18 protein-coding genes are annotated in these 18554 nt (G+C 74.4%); 2 read left to right on the top strand and 16 right to left on the bottom strand.

The annotated features are described in order from the left end of the window. From F9B16_RS17250 to F9B16_RS17205, 10 genes are all read right to left on the bottom strand, one after another. Window positions 1–414 (bottom strand): DUF6114 domain-containing protein (locus tag F9B16_RS17250; RefSeq protein WP_151541102.1); only part of this gene is annotated, 414 nt, incomplete at its 3' end. Window positions 415–419: 5 nt separating this feature from the next. Continuing rightward, a complete protein-coding gene (locus tag F9B16_RS17245; protein ID WP_151541101.1) occupies window positions 420–1022 on the bottom strand; it encodes a DUF6230 family protein in 603 nt (200 codons plus the stop codon). 313 nt (window positions 1023–1335) lie between these two features. After that, window positions 1336–1959 carry a response regulator gene (locus F9B16_RS17240; RefSeq protein ID WP_151541100.1) on the bottom strand — a complete coding sequence of 208 codons (624 nt, stop codon included), beginning with the start codon at window positions 1957–1959 and terminating at the stop codon, window positions 1336–1338. Window positions 1960–2096: 137 nt separating this feature from the next. Then, a complete protein-coding gene (locus F9B16_RS17235; protein ID WP_151541099.1) occupies window positions 2097–2762 on the bottom strand; it encodes a response regulator transcription factor in 666 nt (221 codons plus the stop codon). After that, window positions 2759–4126: a sensor histidine kinase gene (locus F9B16_RS17230; RefSeq protein WP_151541098.1), complete on the bottom strand. Its 1368-nt coding sequence runs from the start codon at window positions 4124–4126 to the stop codon at window positions 2759–2761. Before F9B16_RS17230 ends, F9B16_RS17235 begins: the two co-directional genes overlap by 4 nt. Before the next feature lie 103 nt (window positions 4127–4229). Beyond that, window positions 4230–5486, bottom strand: coding sequence for a hypothetical protein (locus F9B16_RS17225; protein ID WP_151541097.1), 1257 nt, complete (start codon window positions 5484–5486; stop codon window positions 4230–4232). Beyond that, window positions 5486–6628: an alpha/beta hydrolase gene (locus F9B16_RS17220; RefSeq protein ID WP_151541096.1), complete on the bottom strand. Its 1143-nt coding sequence runs from the start codon at window positions 6626–6628 to the stop codon at window positions 5486–5488. Before F9B16_RS17220 ends, F9B16_RS17225 begins: the two co-directional genes overlap by 1 nt. A 244-nt stretch (window positions 6629–6872) precedes the next feature. Beyond that, window positions 6873–7853 (bottom strand): cytochrome P450, encoded by a 981-nt coding sequence (locus F9B16_RS54140; RefSeq protein ID WP_151541095.1) that lies wholly within the window; start codon window positions 7851–7853, stop codon window positions 6873–6875. 82 nt (window positions 7854–7935) lie between these two features. Then, entirely contained in the window at window positions 7936–8583 is a 648-nt protein-coding gene (locus tag F9B16_RS17210) for a response regulator (protein WP_151541094.1), read from the bottom strand. Then, window positions 8580–9416, bottom strand: coding sequence for a sensor histidine kinase (locus tag F9B16_RS17205; RefSeq protein ID WP_151541093.1), 837 nt, complete (start codon window positions 9414–9416; stop codon window positions 8580–8582). The genes F9B16_RS17210 and F9B16_RS17205 overlap by 4 nt, the downstream gene beginning before the upstream one ends. Window positions 9417–10067: 651 nt before the next feature. Here F9B16_RS17205 and F9B16_RS17200 point away from each other — a divergent pair. After that, complete coding sequence (locus F9B16_RS17200) at window positions 10068–11243, top strand: Rieske (2Fe-2S) protein (RefSeq protein WP_225991696.1); 1176 nt, start codon at window positions 10068–10070, stop codon at window positions 11241–11243. A 116-nt stretch (window positions 11244–11359) separates the two neighbouring features. Next, the gene (locus tag F9B16_RS17195) at window positions 11360–11569 is read left to right on the top strand and encodes a hypothetical protein (protein WP_151541091.1); all 210 of its coding nucleotides are present in this window, start codon (window positions 11360–11362) and stop codon (window positions 11567–11569) included. A 27-nt stretch (window positions 11570–11596) separates the two neighbouring features. On the opposite strand, the gene F9B16_RS17190 is transcribed toward F9B16_RS17195, so the two are convergent. The 6 genes from F9B16_RS17190 to F9B16_RS17165 are packed head-to-tail and all read right to left on the bottom strand — an operon-like array spanning window position 11597 to window position 18553. Continuing rightward, window positions 11597–12523, bottom strand: coding sequence for a hypothetical protein (locus F9B16_RS17190; protein WP_151541090.1), 927 nt, complete (start codon window positions 12521–12523; stop codon window positions 11597–11599). Between the two features lie 46 nt (window positions 12524–12569). Then, window positions 12570–13343, bottom strand: a complete 774-nt coding sequence (locus F9B16_RS17185; protein WP_151541089.1) for a sugar transferase — start codon at window positions 13341–13343, stop codon at window positions 12570–12572. Between the two features lie 2 nt (window positions 13344–13345). Next, window positions 13346–14722, bottom strand: coding sequence for a lipopolysaccharide biosynthesis protein (locus tag F9B16_RS17180; protein WP_151541088.1), 1377 nt, complete (start codon window positions 14720–14722; stop codon window positions 13346–13348). Continuing rightward, a complete protein-coding gene (locus F9B16_RS17175) occupies window positions 14719–16113 on the bottom strand; it encodes an O-antigen ligase family protein (protein ID WP_151541087.1) in 1395 nt (464 codons plus the stop codon). The genes F9B16_RS17180 and F9B16_RS17175 overlap by 4 nt, the downstream gene beginning before the upstream one ends. Next, window positions 16110–17330: a glycosyltransferase gene (locus tag F9B16_RS17170; RefSeq protein ID WP_192808833.1), complete on the bottom strand. Its 1221-nt coding sequence runs from the start codon at window positions 17328–17330 to the stop codon at window positions 16110–16112. The genes F9B16_RS17175 and F9B16_RS17170 overlap by 4 nt, the downstream gene beginning before the upstream one ends. Window positions 17331–17338: 8 nt before the next feature. After that, window positions 17339–18553, bottom strand: coding sequence for an SDR family NAD(P)-dependent oxidoreductase (locus F9B16_RS17165; RefSeq protein ID WP_151541085.1), 1215 nt, complete (start codon window positions 18551–18553; stop codon window positions 17339–17341). Window position 18554: the final 1 nt, after the last annotated feature.

The following is an 18554-nucleotide window of genomic DNA, read 5'->3' as shown; positions in this document are numbered from 1 at the left end:
CCCGTGGCCGCTCGCGCGGGGCCGCGCGGGCTCCGGCCCGTCCGGCCCGTCTTGGCCGCGGGGGCGCGCCGGCGACCACGCGAAGCCGAGCGCCCCGCCGAGCACGCCGAGCAGCATCCCGACGAGGAAGCCACCGAAGTTCGAGGTGAGGAACGACGCCAGCGACAGCAGCACGGCGAGGATGCCGAAGAAGCTGCGCTGCGCGGGCTGGAACCACATCAGCGCGCCGGCGGCGATCAGCAGCGCGCCGATCAGCCAGCTCGCCACTCCGGCGATGCCCTGGTGGACGACCAGCGGCATCGGGGCGAGGGGGATCGCGATGAGCTCCGCACCGCCGAGGACGGCGAACGCGCCGCCCCAGAAGGGGCGCGTCCGCCGCCAGCGGCGGAACCCGTGGGGTGTCGTGTCCTTCATGGCCTTTAGAAGCACTCCTTGCCGAGCTTCATGCTGAGGTCGCTCAGCTTGAAGGTGCCGGCGGTGGTCGCCCACGCGACCTGCTTGACGCCGGTCAGCTTGATCGAGTCGGCCTGCTGGCCGAACATGCCGGCCGTGCCCTTCGCGCCGTTCGGGCCCTTGTCGAGCGTGCTGGCGTCGCGGCCGATCTCGATGTTGGAGAACTCGGCGTCGGCGTTGAGCTGCTCGACGTCCAGCACCAGGTCGGACGCCTGGACGGGGGTGCCCTTGTCGCCCGCGGTCAGCCGCAGCGTGAACGGCCCGACCTTGACCGACTGGCACATGTTGGTGATCGTCGCGTTCTTGATCCCGGAGACCTGCACCGGGTGCTGCGACTTGTCCTTGGACGTGTCGACGTCGCCGTACTGGACGAAGCCCGTGCCGTCGAGGGAGGCGGCGCTGACCTTGAAGCTGCTGCCGGAGACGGCGAACGAGGAGGCGATGGCGCCCTGCGCGGTCATGAAGACCAGCGCGCCGGCGCCGACCGCGGCGGGGGCGGCGATGGCGGCGAAACGCTTCCAGCGGACGCGGCCGAGGCGGGCGTCGGCGGACTCGGCGGAGTCGGTCATGGGGGCTCCTGGGGGTCGGGGGCCGGGCGGGGGGCGCCCGGTGATGCGGGTCACGTGCGTGACGGTGAGTGCAAGTTACCCTCAAGTACTTACTTGCGGCAAACCGGTACAGAGAACTCGAAGGTAAAGAAATCGGGCCGGTGACCTGCGGAATCGATCACAGTGGACGCTGGCATCCCCGTCTCGGGACGGGCCGAAATCCACTACTATAAGTAACTACTGACGGGCGTCCGGAAGCCCGTCAGAGCAAGGGTTCGCGGGGCCTCGGGCGCCGCGGGTCCAGGTCCCCGGCGGAGTCAGGTCGCGGCCGGGTTCAGGTTCCGGCGGAGAACGCGTCGAGGGCGAGCCGCAGGTCGGCGACGAGCGCCTCCAGGTCGTCGGCCGGCTCCCCGGACCGCATCCGGGCCAGCGCGTCCTCGACCCGGGACAGCCGCTCGTCCAGCGCGGGCAGCAGCCCGCCGCAGCTCGCCGCGTCCGGCGCCTCGTCCGGCCCGGCGCCGTTCTCGGCGAGGGTGCGGCGCAGCAGCGCCGCCTGCCGCCGCAGCTCCAGGTTGCTGCGGTGCAGGTCCACGAAGACCGACACCTTCGCGCGCAGCAGCCACGGGTCGAACGGCTTGGTCAGGAAGTCCACCGCGCCCGCCGCGTAGCCGCGGTAGGCCTGCTCGCTCTCCCCGCCCGCCGCGGTCAGGAAGATGATCGGGATGTCCCGGGTGCGGGGCCGCGCCTTGATGTGCTGGGCGGTCTCGAAACCGTCCATCCCCGGCATCACGACGTCCAGCAGGATCAGCGCGAAGTCGTCGCTCAGCAGCTCCTTGAGGGCCGCCTGCCCGGACGAGGCGGGCACCACCTCGACCGGCAGCGCGTCGAGCACCGCCGCGAGGGCTGTGAGGTTCTCCTCGCGGTCGTCGACGGCGAGGATCCTCGTGTCGTGCGGCACCGGACTCCTTCGCTTCGGTGACGGCCTGTGCGTTCCACCTTGTCATGTCACCACGGACGGGAACAGTGAATCGCGACAGAGTGTGAATTTCCAGGGCAGGGGCCCTCCGGGGGAGGCCGGGCGCCCGCCCGTCCTTTCTAGGGCAGCCAGCCCGGCTTGACCAGTCCCGACTCGTAGGCGAACACCACGAGCTGCGCCCGGTCCCGCGCGCCGAGCTTCACCATCGTCCGGCTGACGTGCGTCTTCGCCGTCGCCGGGCTCACCACCAGGCGGGCCGCGATCTCCTCGTTCGACAGCCCCTCGCCGACCAGCGCCATCACCTCGCGCTCCCGGTCGGTCAGCGCGTTCAGCCGCGGTGACGGGGCCGGCTCCTTCGCCCGCGCCGCGAACTCGGCGATCAGCCGCCGCGTCACTCCCGGTGACAGCAGCGCGTCCCCCGCCGCGACCGCCCGCACCGCGTGGATCAGCTCGACCGGCTCGGTGTCCTTGACCAGGAACCCGCTCGCGCCGCCGCGCAGCGCCTCGAACACGTACTCGTCCAGCTCGAACGTGGTCAAGATCACGATCTTGACGTCGCCGAGCCGCTCGTCCGAGGCGATCCGGCGGGTCGCGGCGAGCCCGTCCAGGCCCGGCATCCGGATGTCCATCAGGATCACGTCCGGGCGCAGCCGGCGCGCCTGCGCCACGGCCTCCTCGCCGTCGCTCGCCTCGCCGGCCACCTCGATGTCGTCCTGGGCGTCCAGCAGCGCCCGGAACCCCGCCCGGACCAGCACCTGGTCGTCGGCGAGCAGCACCTTGATCATTGACCGCCCCTCTCCGCGGGAGTCCCCTCGCCGGCGCCGCCGCCGGAGCAGTCCGCCGCCTCCTCCTCGGTGCCCTCGGCATCGCCGGTGAGCGGCAGCGTCGCCCGGACGGCGAAGCCGCCGCCCGGCCGCGGGCCCGCGTCGAACGTCCCGCCGAGCGCGGCGGCCCGCTCCCGCATGCCGCGGATGCCGCTGCCGCCCGGATGGTCGTCGAGCAGCGACACGCCCCGGCCGTCGTCCTCGACCCGCACCTCGATCTCCCGCTCACGGTAGGCGATGCGGACCCGGGCCGTCACCGGGCCCGGTCCGGCGTGCCGGGTCACGTTGGTCAGCGACTCCTGGACGATCCGGAACGCGGCGAGGTCGGCGCCCGCGGGCAGCGGCCGGCGCTCCCCGGTGGTCTCGGCGTCCACCGCGAGCCCGGCGGAGCGGGCGCGGGCGAGCAGGTCGTCCAGCCGGCCGAGCCCGGCGGTGGGGGAGCGCGGCGCGGTCTCGCCCTGCGCCCGCAGCGCCCCGATCACCGACCGCATCTCGGTCAGCGCCTCCTTGCTCGCCTCCTTGATCGCGGCGAGCGCGGTGCGGGCCTGCTCGGGGTCGCCGTCCATCAGGTGCAGCGCGACGCCCGCCTGCACGTTGATCATCGAGATGTTGTGCGCCAGCACGTCGTGCAGCTCGCGCGCCATCCGCAGCCGCTCCTCGCTGGCCTGCCGGCGCTCCTCCTCGGCCCGGGTGCGGGCCCGCTCGGCGGCCCGCTGCCCCGTCATCCGGACGAGCTCGGCGGTGACGAGCACCGCGAGGGACCAGCCGACGACCACGCTGACGCCGCCGACGCTCGGCTCCTCCACCGGGAACGCCCGGCCGGACGCGCCGCGCTCCCCGAACGGCAGGCCGATCAGCGCGGTGATCCCGAAGTACACCGCGACCGACACCGCCGTCCCGGCCCAGGTCACGAGCCGGTGGCCGGCGACGATCGCGCCCAGCATCGCGACGCCGACGGCCGCGAACGCCGGCCCGTACGGGTAGGCGCGCAGGAAGTACAGCCCGGTGAGCAGGCCCGTCGCCGCGAGCGTCGGCACCGGGTACCGGCGGCGCAGCAGCAGCAGCGCCGGGCCGGCGACGACGATCGCGAAGCCGAGCGCGTCCAGGTGCGTGGTGCCGTAGCCGGAGGAGCCGTCGCCCCAGCCGGGCCCGTGCCCCCAGCCGTCGCCGCGGTTCCACGGCCGGTTCCGGGTCGCGCCGTGCTGCGCCGCCATCGTCCCGGAGAACTCGACGAACAGCACGAGCAGCGGGACGACCCAGGCGGGCCACGAGGACGGCCGCGGCCAGTGCGGCCGGACCGCCCCCGGCGGCGGCGAAGTGCTCATTCCTGCACGTTAGCCACCCGCGCGCGGCGGCACGTCGGCCGGGAGGAGGCAGCGCGCCTACTCCCCGGGAGGTAGCGCGCCCGTCCGACGCGCCGGGGTCCGGTCATTCGCCGCGCAGGCGGGCGCTGAGCCACTCCAGGACGGTCGGCAGCCGGTCGCGCCACTGCCTCAGCGTCGCCGGGGCGCCGGGCACCGGCATCGTGTCCACGCGCATCGGCGGCTTCGCCAGCGCCGCGAACCGCCCGGCCGCCTCCGCGTCGGGGCCGGTCTCCGGCGCGGCGGCCAGCACCGAGACGGGCGGCGGCGGGAGGTGCTGGAGCCGCCACGTCAGGTCCTGCTCGAGCCGGTAGGCCTCGCTGCCGCCGTACGGGTCGTCCGGCCGCGGCTTCGGCGCGGCGCCCGTCCGGCCGTGCGGCGCCCTGCCCGTCCCGGTCTTGAGCTTCACGACCGTCCGGGCGTCGGCGGGGGAGCCGCCGGCGGGCTGCCCGAACCGGCCGTTGAGGGCCGCGGCGGCGGTGAACCGGTCGGAGTGCAGCATCGCCAGCCGCGCGGCGCACTGCCCGCCCGCGCCGATGCCCGCGACGCCCCAGCCCGCGCGCGCCTCCGGCAGCCGGTACGTGCCGGCCAGCGCGAGCGGCAGGTCCTGCGCGAGGAACGTCTCGGCCTGCCCGCCCGCGACGCCCGGCAGGTCCAGGCACCCGGCCGGGCGGACGCCACGCGCCGCCGGGCCGGGCGCGAACCGGCGCACCGCCCCGACCGCCGCGTAGATCATCGGCTGGGCGCGGCCCGCCCGGACCGCGGCGACGGCCGCGTCGGCCAGCCGCGCCTGCCGCAGCCACACCGTCCCGGTGCCGGACCCGTCGCCGGCGATGGAGACCACGACCGGGAGCCGCCGGTTCGCGTACCGGGGCTGGAAGTACTGCGGCGGGAGGTACACGTACGCCTGCGCGCCGAGGCCGCTGCGCGCGCCCTCGACGTCCAGCCGGTCGACCCGCCCGTCCTCGGCCGGGTCGCGCTGGTGCCCGCGCCGCTTCGGGCCGAGCTCCGTCGTCACCCGGTGCGCGAGCCCCGCCGGCGCCGACTCCGCGCCGCGGCTCGGCTGCACCTGCTTCACCGTCGCGTTCGTGGTGGTGCCGCCGAGCAGGTCGTCCCAGGTCGCGTAGAACACGAAGTACCGGTTGACCAGCAGCACGACCGCCGCGGTCAGCAGCGCCTGCGAGCCGAGCAGCAGCCCCGTCCGGGCCGCCACCGGGCGGGCGCCGCGCCCGGCGAACCGCGGCCACAGCACCACCGCGGCGACGAGGCAGGCGGCGGCCGGAACGCACACCAGGGCGAGGAACGCCGCACTGACCGGCTCCATCATTCCCCCTTCAGGTGCGCGCTCAGCCACGCGATCGACGGCGGGATGTACCTGCGGAAGGTCTTGAAGTTGTGGCCGCCCGTCGGCAGCAGCAGCTTGTCGACGACCAGCGGCGGCCGCGCCGCCCTCATGAACCGCCGCGCCGACGGGAACGTCTTCTCGCCGACGTCCGCGGACGCCACCAGCACCGACACCGGCGGCTGCGGCAGGTTCCGCAGCCGCCAGACGAGGTCGTTGCCGCGCCGGATCGCCTTGCTGCCGCCGTACAGCTCGCGGGTGGTGCGGTCGAGCAGCGCGTCGAAGTGCCCGGCCATGCTCGCGGCGGCGGAGAACCGGTCGGAGTGCAGCAGCAGGAGCTTCGTCGCGCAGAACCCGCCGGTCGAGTAGCCGGCGAGGCCCCAGCCGGTGCGGGCCCGCGCCGTCCGGTACGCGCCGGAGACCGCCTCCGGGACGTCCTGCGCGAAGAACGTCTCGACCTGCGGGCCGCCGGGTACGTCGGCGCACTCGGTGTCCCAGCCCTCCTCGACGGTCGGCCGCATCATCACGTAGATCATCGGCTGGATCCGGCCGGCGGCGAGGGCCTTCGCGGCGTCCTCGGGGATGTGGCCCTTGTCGATCCACACCATCCGGTCGGCGGCCGGGTACCCGGCGATGAGCAGGACGACGGGGAAGCGGCGCGCGGCGTAGGCGGGCTGGAAGTACTGCGGCGGGAGGTACACGTAGGCCTCGGCGGAGATCCCGGTGCGGATGCCGCGGATGTCGAGATGCTCGACCTGCCCGTCCCGCGCGGCCGAGTGCCCGCCCTTGCCGCCCGGGTCGAGGTCGGCCCGCACCTTCCGGACGGCCTGGCTCGCGGCCGCCGCCCCGGTGCCCGCGGGCGGCGGATGCGGCATCTCCGTCGACGCGCCGCCCGCGGCGCTCAGCAGGTCGCGCCACGAGCCGTAGAACAGGTAGTAGGTGTTCACCGACGCCAGCAGCGTCAGCAGGACGGCGACCTGGCAGCCGAGCAGCAGCGCCGCGCGGCTCGCGACGGCGCGGACGCCGCCGCCCGCGGCGCGCGGCCACAGCCACACCGTCGCTCCCAGGCACACCGCCGTGAGCAGCGACAGCACGGCGAGCAGGCCCGAACTCGTCAGCCCCACAACCAGCCCCCTCCGGTTCCGCGCCCGGGGGTGCGGGCGCGCAGCGGGTCGCTCTGCCGACGTACGGCGGAGCTCCGGTCGAAGTTCAGCGCACGGCCACCGGCGGTGGACCGTTCCGGTGCGACCGCCGGCGGGGCGCGGGACCGCGGGTCGGCGGTCCGGGGCCGGTTCGGGGGTCGCTGAGGAGGCGGCGGGATGTCGCCGCGATCCGGTGAGATGGCGCACAGGGCGCTCGGGCCCGCCCTCAGCCGTTCCAGCGGATCGGCAGCCGCTCGAAACCGTGACGGGCACTCGACCGCGACATTACCGGTTCCCCCGCCGGTTGCGCGACCGCCGGCCGCTCCAGCAGCGCGACCAGGAACGCCCGCAGGTGTACCCGGGCGAGGCGCGCCCCCAGGCAGGCGCGCCGGCCGGTGCCGAAGCACAGGTGCGGCCGGCCGCCCTGCGCGAACCGCTCCGGCACGAACCGCCCGGGGTCGGCGAAGACGTCCTCGTCGTGGTTGGCCGACACCAGCCACAGCGCCACCCGCTCGCCCGGCAGCAGCGGCACCCCGCCGACCTCCGTCGCGCGCCGCACCCGCCGCCGCACCTGCAGCACCGGCGTCCACCAGCGCAGCATCTCCTCGACGGCGCTGTCGATCAGCCGCTCGTCGGCGCGGTCCGCGCGGAGCCGGGCGTACTGGTCCGGATGGCGCAGCAGCGCGTGCAGGCCGCCCGCGAGGGTGTTGCGCAGCGTCTCCGGCAGGTCGTGCGCGACCTGCCGGACGAAGTCCACCGCGTCGCCGCGCGGGATCCGGTCCAGCATCGCGGCCATGGGCGGGTCCATGTCGATCGGCGCGCGGCCCGGCGCGTCGTCCGGGATCGCGTCCGGATCGCCGCGGCCCGCCTGCCGGCCACCGCGCGGTCCCGCGCCGGGCGGTCCCGCGCCGGGCGGTTCCGCCGCGGGCCGTTCGGCGCCGTACGGCTCCGGCGTCCGCGGGCCGTGCAGGACGCCGTCGTCCTCCGGCGGGAACAGCTGCGGGCGCGTGAGGGCGTGCTGGACGTCGGCGTACCGCAGCACCGCCCAGGCGCCCGGCCGCTCCGCCGCGTCCGCGTCCTGCCAGACGACCGGCGTCCGCGAGCGCAGCCGGTCGAGCCGGTCGTGCGGCACGCCGCGCGCGAACGCGTCCGCGCAGCCGAGGACCGCGGCGTCCGAGACGGGCAGCGCGCCTCCCCGTCGAGGCATGGGAACCCCTCCCTCCCAGGTGGACGCTAACGCGTCCCGGCCGCACCCCGGCTGTCCGGATTCGGCCGTCCCCCGCCACGTGTCAGCCCGCCAGCCACTCACCCGTCTCGACGCTGACCAGCCCGTGCCGGGCCGCCTCGATGACGGCCTCCCGCTGCGAGTGCACGCCGAGCTTGCTCAGCACGCTCTGCACGTGGCTGCGCGCCGTGCTGCGGGTGACGCCCATCGCCTTCGCCAGCGCCTGGGTGGACTCGCCGCGGGCGAGCCGCGTCAGCACCTCCCGCTCGCGCGGGGTGAGGAACCGCGCCACCCGCTGCGCCTGGGTGCGCGGCCGGACGGCGTCGGCCCGGGCGGCCTGGTCGACGACGACCTCCCCGGCCGCGACCCGGCGCAGCACGGTGAGGATGTCGCCGGCCTGCTGGCCCTTGTGCGCGAACCCGCGCACGCCCGCCGCGACGCCCGCCTCCAGCACGTGCTGCTCCAGGAACCCGGTCAGCACCACGAACCGGGTCTGCGGCGCGGCGGTGCGCAGCCGCGGCATCCAGTCCAGCGCGGTGCCGGACGGGAACTGCAGGTCGATCAGGCAGACGTCGGCCTGCCGGCCGCGCAGCACCGGCAGCGCCTCCTCCGGCGAGTAGGCGACGCCGACCACCACGTGCCCGGCGTCCGACAGCACCAGCGACAGCGAGTCGGCGAAGACGGCGTGGTCGTCGCAGATGATCACTCTCATGGGTGCGGCCGCCAGTCGTCGGGGTGCGGATGCGCCTCATCGGGCGACGCCTGGTCGAGGGGCGCGGGCTCGCGCGGCGGCGGAGCCGACGGCAGCAGCATCCGCACCCGCGCCCCGCCCATCTCGCAGGTGCGGATCTCCAGGCTGCCGCCGTAGCCGGAGATGAGGTCGTGGACGATGCCGAGGCCGAGCGAGGCCAGCCCGCGCCGCGCCCCGGAGCCGTCCGGACCCGCGCCGAACCCGGGGCCGTCGTCGTCGACCTGGATGACGACCCAGCCCTGGTCGGCCTCGACGTGGACGTTGACGCGGCCCTCGGCGACGCGGCACGCGTTGTCGAGCACGTTGCGGACGGCCCGCCACAGCGCGACCGGGTCCATGTGCGCCCACGCCTCGCCGCCGCCGAAGCAGACCTCGTGCGGGGTGGCGAGCCGCATGCCGGTCACGACCTCGGCGGTCAGCTCGTCGACCCGGATCCGCTCGGGGCTCGGCATCGGCTGGTCGTCGTCGTCCTCGTCGAGCCGGCGGAGCAGGTGGTCGAGCCACCGGGTCTCGCCGAGCAGCTGCTCGATCCGCGCGCGGCTGCCGTCGCCGACGTCCTCGGCGACCACGACCGCCGACGCCAGCATGATGATCGTGCCGAGCTCGTGCCGGATGTCGTGCCGCAGCCGCCGCTTCCACAGGGCGTGCTCGCCGGCCGTCTCCGGCACGGCCGGCGGATCCGGCCGCACGGGTTCGCGCGCGGCCGTCCGCCCGTCCTCGCGCACCGGGGCGGCGGCGAGCGTCCCCACGCCCGCGCCGGCACCGGGGGAGGAACGTGACCGCCCGTTGATCATGAATGGACCCCCGTCCGTATTTACCAGCACCGCCTTCGACGGTCACCCCCCGTGCCGGGTCGTGTCCAGTCAATTGACCGCAACAGACCGGTGCCTGACCGGAAGTGGACATGCCTCGATCCGGGTAAACTCGGGTCTTTCTCCGAGCGTCTAAGTCAGGATTGTCAGTTCGCCTTGTGGCATTTCCTTCATGCCTACGGCGTAGCCGCTTTGCGCATTCGGGCGGGTGCGCCCGCGGGGCCGGCGAGGGACAGTCTCGGTATGCCGACGGTCACATTTACCGGACACGCGGGGGTGTCGGTGCACGCCCGGGCGTTCCACCTGCTCGCAGACCCGTGGCTCGCTCCGACGGGGGCCTTTATCGGGGCCTGGCACCAGTACCCCAGAAACGATCACCTCGACGTCGATCGGTTGCTCGCCGCGGACTGGGTGGCGGTCTCGCACGAGCACCTTGATCATTTCGACCCCTGGGTCATCGGCCGGCTTCCGCGGCGGACCCGGATCCTCATTCCGCGCTATCCGGGCCCGGCCTTCCGGGAACGGATGGCGGAAGCCGCGGGTTCCCGCCAGGTAATCGAGATAGAGCCCTGGGAGAAATTTCCGCTCGACAATCGGGGCTCCTGGATAACGGTCATTCCGGAACTCTCCCCTATGTGCCATGACGCGGCCTTTCTCGTCGTCGCGGACGGGCGCGGCATCCTGCACTGCAACGACGCCCGGCTCACCGCCGCGCAGGCCCGCCGCGCCAAGCACCTCGCCGGCGGCCGGCTCGACCTGATGGCGCTGCAGACCTCCGGCGCGTCCTGGCACCCGATCTGCTACGAGTACCCGCCCGAGGAGATGGCCAAGGTCTCGATGGACAAGCGGGTGTCGAAGCTGCGCGCCGCGCAGCGCCTCGTCCGGCAGACGCGGCCGGAGCTCGCCGTCCCGTTCGCCGGGCCGCCGTGCTTCCTGGACGGCGAGGTCGACCACCTCAACTGGGTGCTCGGCCAGCGCGACGGGGCGTTCTGCGACCCCGAGGCGTCCACCGAGTGGCTGCGCGAGCACCTGCCGCAGCAGCGCTGGGACTTCTTCAAGCCCGGCGACACCGTCGACCTCGACACCGGCGAGGTCGTCCGGGACCCCGTCTCGGCGGAGTTCTCCTTCGCCGACGACGAGCGCCCCGCCTACCTCAAGCAGTACGCCGAGGACCGCAAGGAGCTGATCGAGGGCGTCCTCGCCGAGTACCCGGAGCCCGGCCCCGACCTGTACGACCGGTTCGTGGCCCACTTCGCGCACCTCGGCACGCTCAGCGACTACTTCCTCCGGCAGATCGCGATGCTGGTCCGGTTCGAGATCACCGGCCCGAACGGCGGGGTCTGGGACGTGGACTTCTCGCCGGAGGGGCTGACGGCCGGGAAGGCGTCCCCGGACGCCCGCCCGCACTACCGGATCACCACGGCCGGCCGCTGGCTGGACTCCGTGCTGACCGGCCGGATGGCCTGGGAGGACCTGCTCATCTCCTTCCGGCTCAGCCTCTACCGGGACCCGGACGTCTACAACGACTACCTGGTGGGGCTGCTCAAGCACGCGAACGCGCCCGCGCTGAACGCCGTCGAGGCCTACGAGACGGGACGGGACGAGAGCGAGCGGATCACCGTGGAGTGGGCCGGCGGGTGCTACGACATCCCCCGGTACTGCCCGCACGCCGGCGAGGACCTGTCGGTCGGCGCCGTCATCCGCGAGGGCCAGGTGCACTGCCTGGCGCACAACTTCGCGTTCGACCTGGCGACCGGCGCGTGCGTGAACGCCCGCGCCGCGAACCTGACGAGCCGCCGGGTCTCCTGACCGGACGGCCGTCCCGGGCCCGGGCCGGACCACGCCGACAGGGGCGTGTCCGGCCCGGGTGTTGTGCCGGGTTGTGTTAGGTTTCTTGCGGTAACTGGGGGGTTGAAGTGGTGCGCGTGAACCGCGGTGGTCGGGCGGCATTCGGTGGGAAACTGGGCGGCAAGCTGACGATCGGGAAACCGAGCCGGGCGCAGCTCGGCCTGATCGCGGTGGTGTTCGTCCTGCTCGTCGCCGGCGGCGAGGTCCTGGCCCTGAAGATGGGGGCGTTCAACGTGCCGCTGGGCTCCGACGCGCATCCCGCGGTCGCCGACCACCCCAAGCACTGACGCCTCCGGGGGCCGCCGGCGCGGCTCTCACTTCGCGGTGTTGCGGGCCTTCATGATGCTCTGCAGGTCCGGATGGGCGCCGCCGGACGCGTCCGCCAGCGACGGGCACGCCCACTCGGACTGGTGGCCCCACGAGTAGGAGATCTCCAACGGGGGACGCGGCGCGAGCTTGTCCCAGCGGGCGAGGATCTTCCGGAACTGCGCCTGCGTCGGCAGCCAGTACTGCTTGTCGCCCTTGGTGCAGCTCTGCCCGAACGCCTGCAGGACGGGTGCGACCCGCGCGCGCGGGATGCCGGCGTCGTCGGCCATCCGGACCATCCGGTCGATCGCCCCGATGTTGCAGGAGTCCTGCACGTCCGACGAGCCCTTGCAGGGGTAGGGGTCGAGGCCGTAGATGTCGACGCCGACCCGCTTCGGCGCGAGCTGCTTCATCGGCCAGTCGGTCAGCGAGATGAACGAGACCTGACCGGGCGCATTCTGCCGGATGTAGTCGGCGCGGCGCCGGATCTCGCCGGCGACCTTCGGGCAGCGCCCGGTGTCCGGCTCGTCCGACAGGTACCAGCCGTACACCTTCGGGTTGTGCCCGTACCGCTGCACCGCCCGGGTGAACTCGTCGTAGTTCAGGTCGAAGTCGCCGCAGGTGAAGTTGCCGACCCACAGCAGCGCCTGCATCCCGTCGGGGACCCCTGCGACGAGCGCGTCGTCCGGCTTGGCGTCCACCAGGTTGTAGCCGAGCTCCTTCAGCCGCGGGTAGTCCGACGGCTGGGTGTTCAGCGCGATGCGGCGGGTCTGGCCCGGCCGCGCGGCGGGGCTGCCGGGCGTCGCGGGCGGGCCGGTGTAGGGCTCGTCCCCGCCGGACGACGACCTGTGCTGCAGGTAGAGGAGGAACCCGGCCACCAGCACCACCGCGGCCGCGACGGCCGAGACCTTGAACCGGACGTCCCGGATGTCCATGTCTGCCTTTCCTGACGCGGAGTCTCCCTTTCCCTGACGCGGATGTCTACGCCGCGGAACCGGGCTCCTCGGCGGGCGTGCGCGCGGCGGTGTCCGGCGCCGGCGCGGCCGTCGCGCCGGGCGCCTCCTCGACGGTCCCGTCCGGCGCGACCTGCAGCGGCGGGATCGTGAACCCGAGGATGTGCTTGACGGTGTCCCAGAGCGCGCGCAGCGTCTGCCGCATCGACGGGTCGCGCAGGTAGACCGCGTCCACCGCGACCCGCGCCGGGACGATCCGCTCGATGTAGTTGACGAGGTCGACCTCCTCGCCGGGGCCGAGCACGTCGAAGTCGCGGAACCGGACCTCCGACACCCCGGTCAGCCCCGGCCGGTGGTCGAAGATCCACCGCGAGTCCGCGTCGTAGTGCACGGCGAGGTCGTAGGTCTCCGGGCGCGGCCCGACCAGCGTCATCTGCCCGCGCAGCACGTTCACCAGCTGCGGCAGCTCGTCCAGCGACCACTGCCGCAGCAGCTTGCCGATCCGGGTGAGGCGCGGGTCGCAGTTGGCGGTGACGGTGAGCCCGCCGACGCCCTGCCGCATCGTCCGGAACTTGTACATGGTGAACGGCCGCCCGCCCTGCCCGACGCGGGTCTGCCGGAACACCCCGGGGCCCGGGCTGGACAGCCGGACGAGCAGGTAGATGAGCGCGAGCGGGACGCTGAGCAGCAGCAGCCCGGTGACCGCGCCGGCGATGTCCAGGGCGCGGCGCGCCGCCGACGGCGCGACGCCGTCGGACGGGTCGACGGGCCGGGTGGCGAGTTCGGTGTGGTCCTCGGACATGGTCACCCCTTGCTGTGCGGAGCAGGGTCGTCGGCCGCGGCGAGGCCCGCGCCGGGCGCGTCCGGCACGGGCCCGGCCGCGGGTTCGCGGGCGGCGGTCTTGCGGACGTGCTGGAACCAGGCGAGCAGCGCGGCGGTGGTCGCGACGAACGAGACGGACGTGGCGATCGCCGCGCCGACCGCGCCGTGCCGGGGGATGAGGATCGCGCCGAGCACGACGACGACCACCAGGCCGATGCCCTGCCCGGTGGACGCGGCGCCGGGCCGCCCGACCCCGTACAGGTACGCCATGATGAGCCCGGTGACGCCGAACGTGACGACGCCGGCGAGCCGGATGTAGGTCGGCACGACCGCGTCGTCGAACACGTCCCCGAAGATCCACGGCAGCGCGGTCCCGGCGATGAGCGCGAGCGGGACCGCGGCGAGCGCCGACACGCCGAGCGCGGGCAGGATGAGGCGGGCGGTGCGGCGGGTCGCCTTCGCCCGGTCCTCCTTGGCGAAGTCGGGGTACAGCACGTAGTTCACGGCGAGGCCGGGCAGCTGCACCAGCTCGGCGAACTTGCTCGCGACCGTGTAGACGCCGAGGACCTTCGGGCCGGCGAGCGCGCCGAGCAGCGCCATGTCGAACCGGAGCTGCAGCAGGTCGATGAGCTGCCCGACGTAGCCGCGCACCCCGTACCCGGCGATCGTGCGGCCGAGGCGCCGGTCGGGCCGTCCCCAGCCGCGGAAGAACCCGCGGGTGGCGAGGCGCCGCGCGATCCACGCGGCCGCCGCGACGTCGGCGAGCACGAGCCCGGCGATCAGCGCGCCCGGCCCGTACCAGCCGGTGAGCAGCACCAGGTAGATCGGCACGAAGACGAACTCCTCGACCGCGATGGCGAGGCTCGCGCCGGGCTGGTCGTCGGTGCCCTGCAGCAGGCCCTTGCCGACCGACACGAACCCCTGCGTGAACGACGGGGCCGCCGCGGCGATCGTGATCCAGATCCCGAACGACTTGAAGAACACCAGGTAGGCGAGCGGGCTGAGGGCGAGCCAGCCGACCCCGCCGAGCACCGCGCCGATGACGGTCAGCCACGCCAGCGTGGGCCGCACCCGGCTCTGGTCGTAGGAGTCGCGGGCCAGGAAGTACGGCGCGGCGCCGGGGAGCCCGGCGCTGGACAGCTGGCACAGCAGCCCCGGCAGGATCCGCACGAGCGTGAACGCGCCGACGAGCTTCGGCCCGCCGATCCGCGCGACCAGGATCGTGGCGATGCCGAGCGAGCCGAGCGCGCCGATCCGTCCCGCCATGTTCCCCGCGACGAGCGCGAGGAGCCGCCGCCGCAGCCGTCCGGCGTCGGCTTCGGCGGCCGGCACCGCCGCCGGCTGCTGAGTGTCGGTCATCGGGCTCCCTCCGGGGCGGGGTCGTCCGGGGTTCCTGGGGGCCGCCGCTCGGCGGCGGTGCGCCTTCCGAAGAGGTCGAGGGCGGCGACCAGGCCGAAGAAGGCCCAGCCGTGCCGGTAGTGCAGCGTCTGGTAGAAGAGCGCGGACACCAGGAACACCGCGAGGAGCGCGCCGAACATCTCCGGGCGCGGGACGAGCGCGGCGTACTCGGCGGTGAGGGCGCCGCGGCGGGCGATCCGCACGCACCGCATGATCAGCACGAACAGCAGCGTGACCAGCGCGATCCCGCCGAGGAACCCGCGTTCCAGCACGGCCGCGATGTAGTCGTTGTGCGCCTCGCGGACGTACCCGTACTGCCGCGCGAGCATCTGCGGGCGCGTCTGGTTGGGGCCGATGCCCCACGGGTGCGGCTGCTCCTCCAGCATCTGCATCGTCGCGGCGTTCACCGAGCTGCGCGACTCGGTGCTCTCCCCGGTGGTGCGCCCGATCGAGTCGCGCAGCACCGGCGACATCTGGGACGCCTGGTCCAGGTAGGGCTGGATGTCGACGGTGGTGACGACGGCGACGCCCGCGCCCGCGACGAAGAACGCCAGCGAGCCGACCGCGATCGCGTGGTGCGCCCTGCCCCTGCGGACCAGGCCGAACAGGTAGCCGAGCAGCAGCGCGACGCACAGCGCGAGGAGCCCGCCGTTGGAGCCGGTCAGCCCCTCGGCGGTGAGCAGGACGGCGCAGACCGTCCAGCGGTGCCAGGTCTTGCGCGGGTACCGGGCCGCGCGCGTGATGAAGAAGACGCAGATGAACCAGTTGGAGGCGTAGTTGGCGTCGCCGAAGGTGAACATGGCGCGCTCGCCGTCCAGCTGCTTGCCGGACATCGCCTCGATCCCGAGCACCATCCCGAGGATCTCGATGACGGCGTAGAGCGTGCCGATCACGATGAACGCGCGCAGCGCGAGCCGCAGCATCCCCGGCTCGCGGCCGAGGTTGGCGATGCACACCGCCCACATCAGCACGAACAGGTCCTTGACCAGGGTCAGCGTGCCCGCGTCGTTGACGACCGCGGCGATCCCGCCGGCGATGATCGTCATCAGCGTGGGGATCAGGAACGGCCACCGCACCGGCAGCTTCCGCGTGCCCGCCCACAGCAGCGTCACCGCGGACAGCGCGATGAGCGCGAGGTCGGGCAGCCCGGTGTTGCCGGGGCCCGGTGGCAGGCCCGCCGGCATCAGCATCGGCAGCGACGCGATGCCCGCCACCAGCGCCACCGACGTCAGCGGCCACCGCCGCCGGAGCGCCGGGAGCTCCGGCTCCGCGGCCGCTCCGGCGTCCGGCGGCGCGTCCTGCGCCGCCTCGGCCCGCGGTGCGTCCGGTGGCGCCTTGGTCAGTGCGGTCATGGGCGCTTGGAGCTTCCTCGGTAGGTCTCGTCCAGGACGGTCCCGAGATGCGCGGGCGAGAACCAGTCGCCGATCCGGCCGCGGGCCCGCTCGGCCATCCGCGCGGCGGCGGCCGGGTCGTCGAGCAGCGCGCCGATCGCGGCGGCGAGCTGCTCGGGGTCCTCCGGCGGGACGAGCATCCCGGTCTCCCCGGCCAGCACCAGGTCCTGGTTGGACGGGACGGCCGTCGCGACCAGCGGGATCCCCGCGCCGATCGCCTCGACCAGCACGCACGGCAGGCCCTCCCAGCGGGACGGCATCGCCATCAGGTCGAACGCGGGCAGCACCTCGGCGACGTCGTCGCGGTGCCCGAGCCAGCGCATCCGCTCCCCGATGCCGAGCTTGGCGGTCAGCGCGGCCAGCTCGTCCGCCATCGGGCCGCCGCCGACCCACAGCCCGAACACGTCGTCGGGCAGCCGCGCGAGGGCCTTCGCGAAGATCTCCGGGCCCTTCTGGAACGTCAGCCGGCCGATCGCGCCGACGACCTTCACGCCGAGCGGCAGGTCGAGGCGGCGGCGGGCCTGCGCGCGGGACCCGGCCGCCGCCGCGTATCTCTCGACGTCCACGGCGGGCCACGACAGCCGGACCCGCTCCGGCGTCGTGAGCCCGAGCCGCAGCGCCGTCGTCACCGTCTCCGACCCGATCGCGAGGAACGCGTCGGTGCGCTTGGCGGCGATCCGCTCGAGCCGGATGTACACGCTGCGCCGCGCCCACGACTGGAACTCGTTGAACGGGAACCCGTGCCAGGTGTGCACGATCCGCGGGACGCCCGCGCGCGCCGCCGCGACCCGCCCGATCACGCCGCCCTTCGCGCTGTGCGTGTGGACGACGTCGTAGCGCCCCTCGGCGAGCACCCGCGTCAGCGTCCTCAGCGCGGCGAGGTCGTCGCGCGGCGAGATCTGCGGGACCAGCGGCCCCACCTGCACGATCTCCATCCCGGCGGCGTGCGCGCGGGGCGTCAGGTCGCCCGCCGCCGCGTTCGCCACCGCCTCGTCCCCGTACAGGACGGTGTCGCGTGTCGCTCGCGCCTCACTGTCCATCCCGACGCCGCCGGTCACGATCGCGCGCTCGTACTCCCCGTCCGGCAGCGCCAGCGCGCCGTTCAGCGCGACCTGACCGGCGCCGCCGTTGAACCGGGTGATCACCGTGGCGACTCGGAGCTTCCTGCTCGTACTCAACGCGCACCTCACAGGCCGGGAGGGTCGGGGCTGCACCCTGTGTGGAAAGAACGGGCATCACATAGACAAGAAGGCCCGGGCGGCGGCGGGTCGCCGGCCGGCAGCGGGCGCCGCACCGGGTGGTACTCCGGGAGCAGCCGGCGCAGCAGCAGCCGGACCCGGCCGTCGTCGCCGTCGCCGGCCGCCGCGGCCAGCTCGTCCAGCAGCTGCGGCAGCCCGGCGGGCGGCGGCGCGGGGCGGGTCGCCCAGATCTTCGGATGCGCGGTGCGGATCCGCCGCTCGGAGTCGGCGAACGCCTTCTCCGCGAGCTTCTCGCCGGGCCCGAGCCCGCTGAACCGGATCGTCACCTCCGGCAGCCGCAGCTGCTCGGCGTACCGGTGCACCAGCTCCACCACCGGGACGGGACGGCCCATGTCCAGCACGAACGTCTCCGCCTCCTCCGCCAGCGCCGCCGCCTCGATCAGCAGCCCCGCCGCCTCCGCCACCGTCATGAAGTGCCGCGCCACCTCCGGATGCGTGATCGTCACGACCTCGCCGGAGGAGATGCGGTGCGCGAGCAGGCTGAGCAGCGCGCCCGCCTCGCCGATGACGTTGCCGACGCGGACCGCCGCGAAGCACGTCGGGCCGCCCGTCGCGGTCTGCAGCAGCAGCTCGCCGAGCCGCATCGTCGCGCCGAACACCGACGTCGGCTCGGCGGCCTTGTCGGAGGAGACGAACACCATCCGCTGCACGTCGTGCCGGACCGCGCTGTCGACCGCGTGCCGGGTGCCGACGACGTTGTCGGCGACGCCCCGGCACGGGTCCTGCTCCACCTTCGCCAGCTCGTTCTGGCCCGCGGTGTGGAACAGCAGGTCGGGCCGCGCGTCCCGGACCGCCCGGTCGACCCCGTCGCGGTCGCGCACGTCGACCTCGGCGAGCGTGACGCCGGCGTCCCCGCCGGCCTCCGCGGCGAGCTCCCGGCCGAGCCGGGCGAGCCCGGCCGCGTCCTTGTCGACCAGGCACAGCGCCTCCGGCTCCAGCCGCCGGACCTGCCGGCACAGCGCCGACCCGACCGTCCCGCAGGCGCCGGTGACCAGCACGCGCCGGCCCCGGACGAGGCGCCGCCCGCGCAGCCCGGCGAGCGCCACCTCGTCCCGCCCCATCAGCAGCGCGAGCGGGCTGACGGGGACGGGCGGGGGCGGCGCGGCGGCCCGGCGGTTCGGGCGCGGCGGGAACCATCGCACG

This window comes from Actinomadura montaniterrae (assembly GCF_008923365.1).
Classification (GTDB): Bacteria; Actinomycetota; Actinomycetes; order Streptosporangiales; family Streptosporangiaceae; genus Spirillospora; species Spirillospora montaniterrae.
The sequence above is the reverse complement of the archived record's forward strand: the minus strand, read 5'-3'. Positions and strand labels throughout refer to the sequence as shown.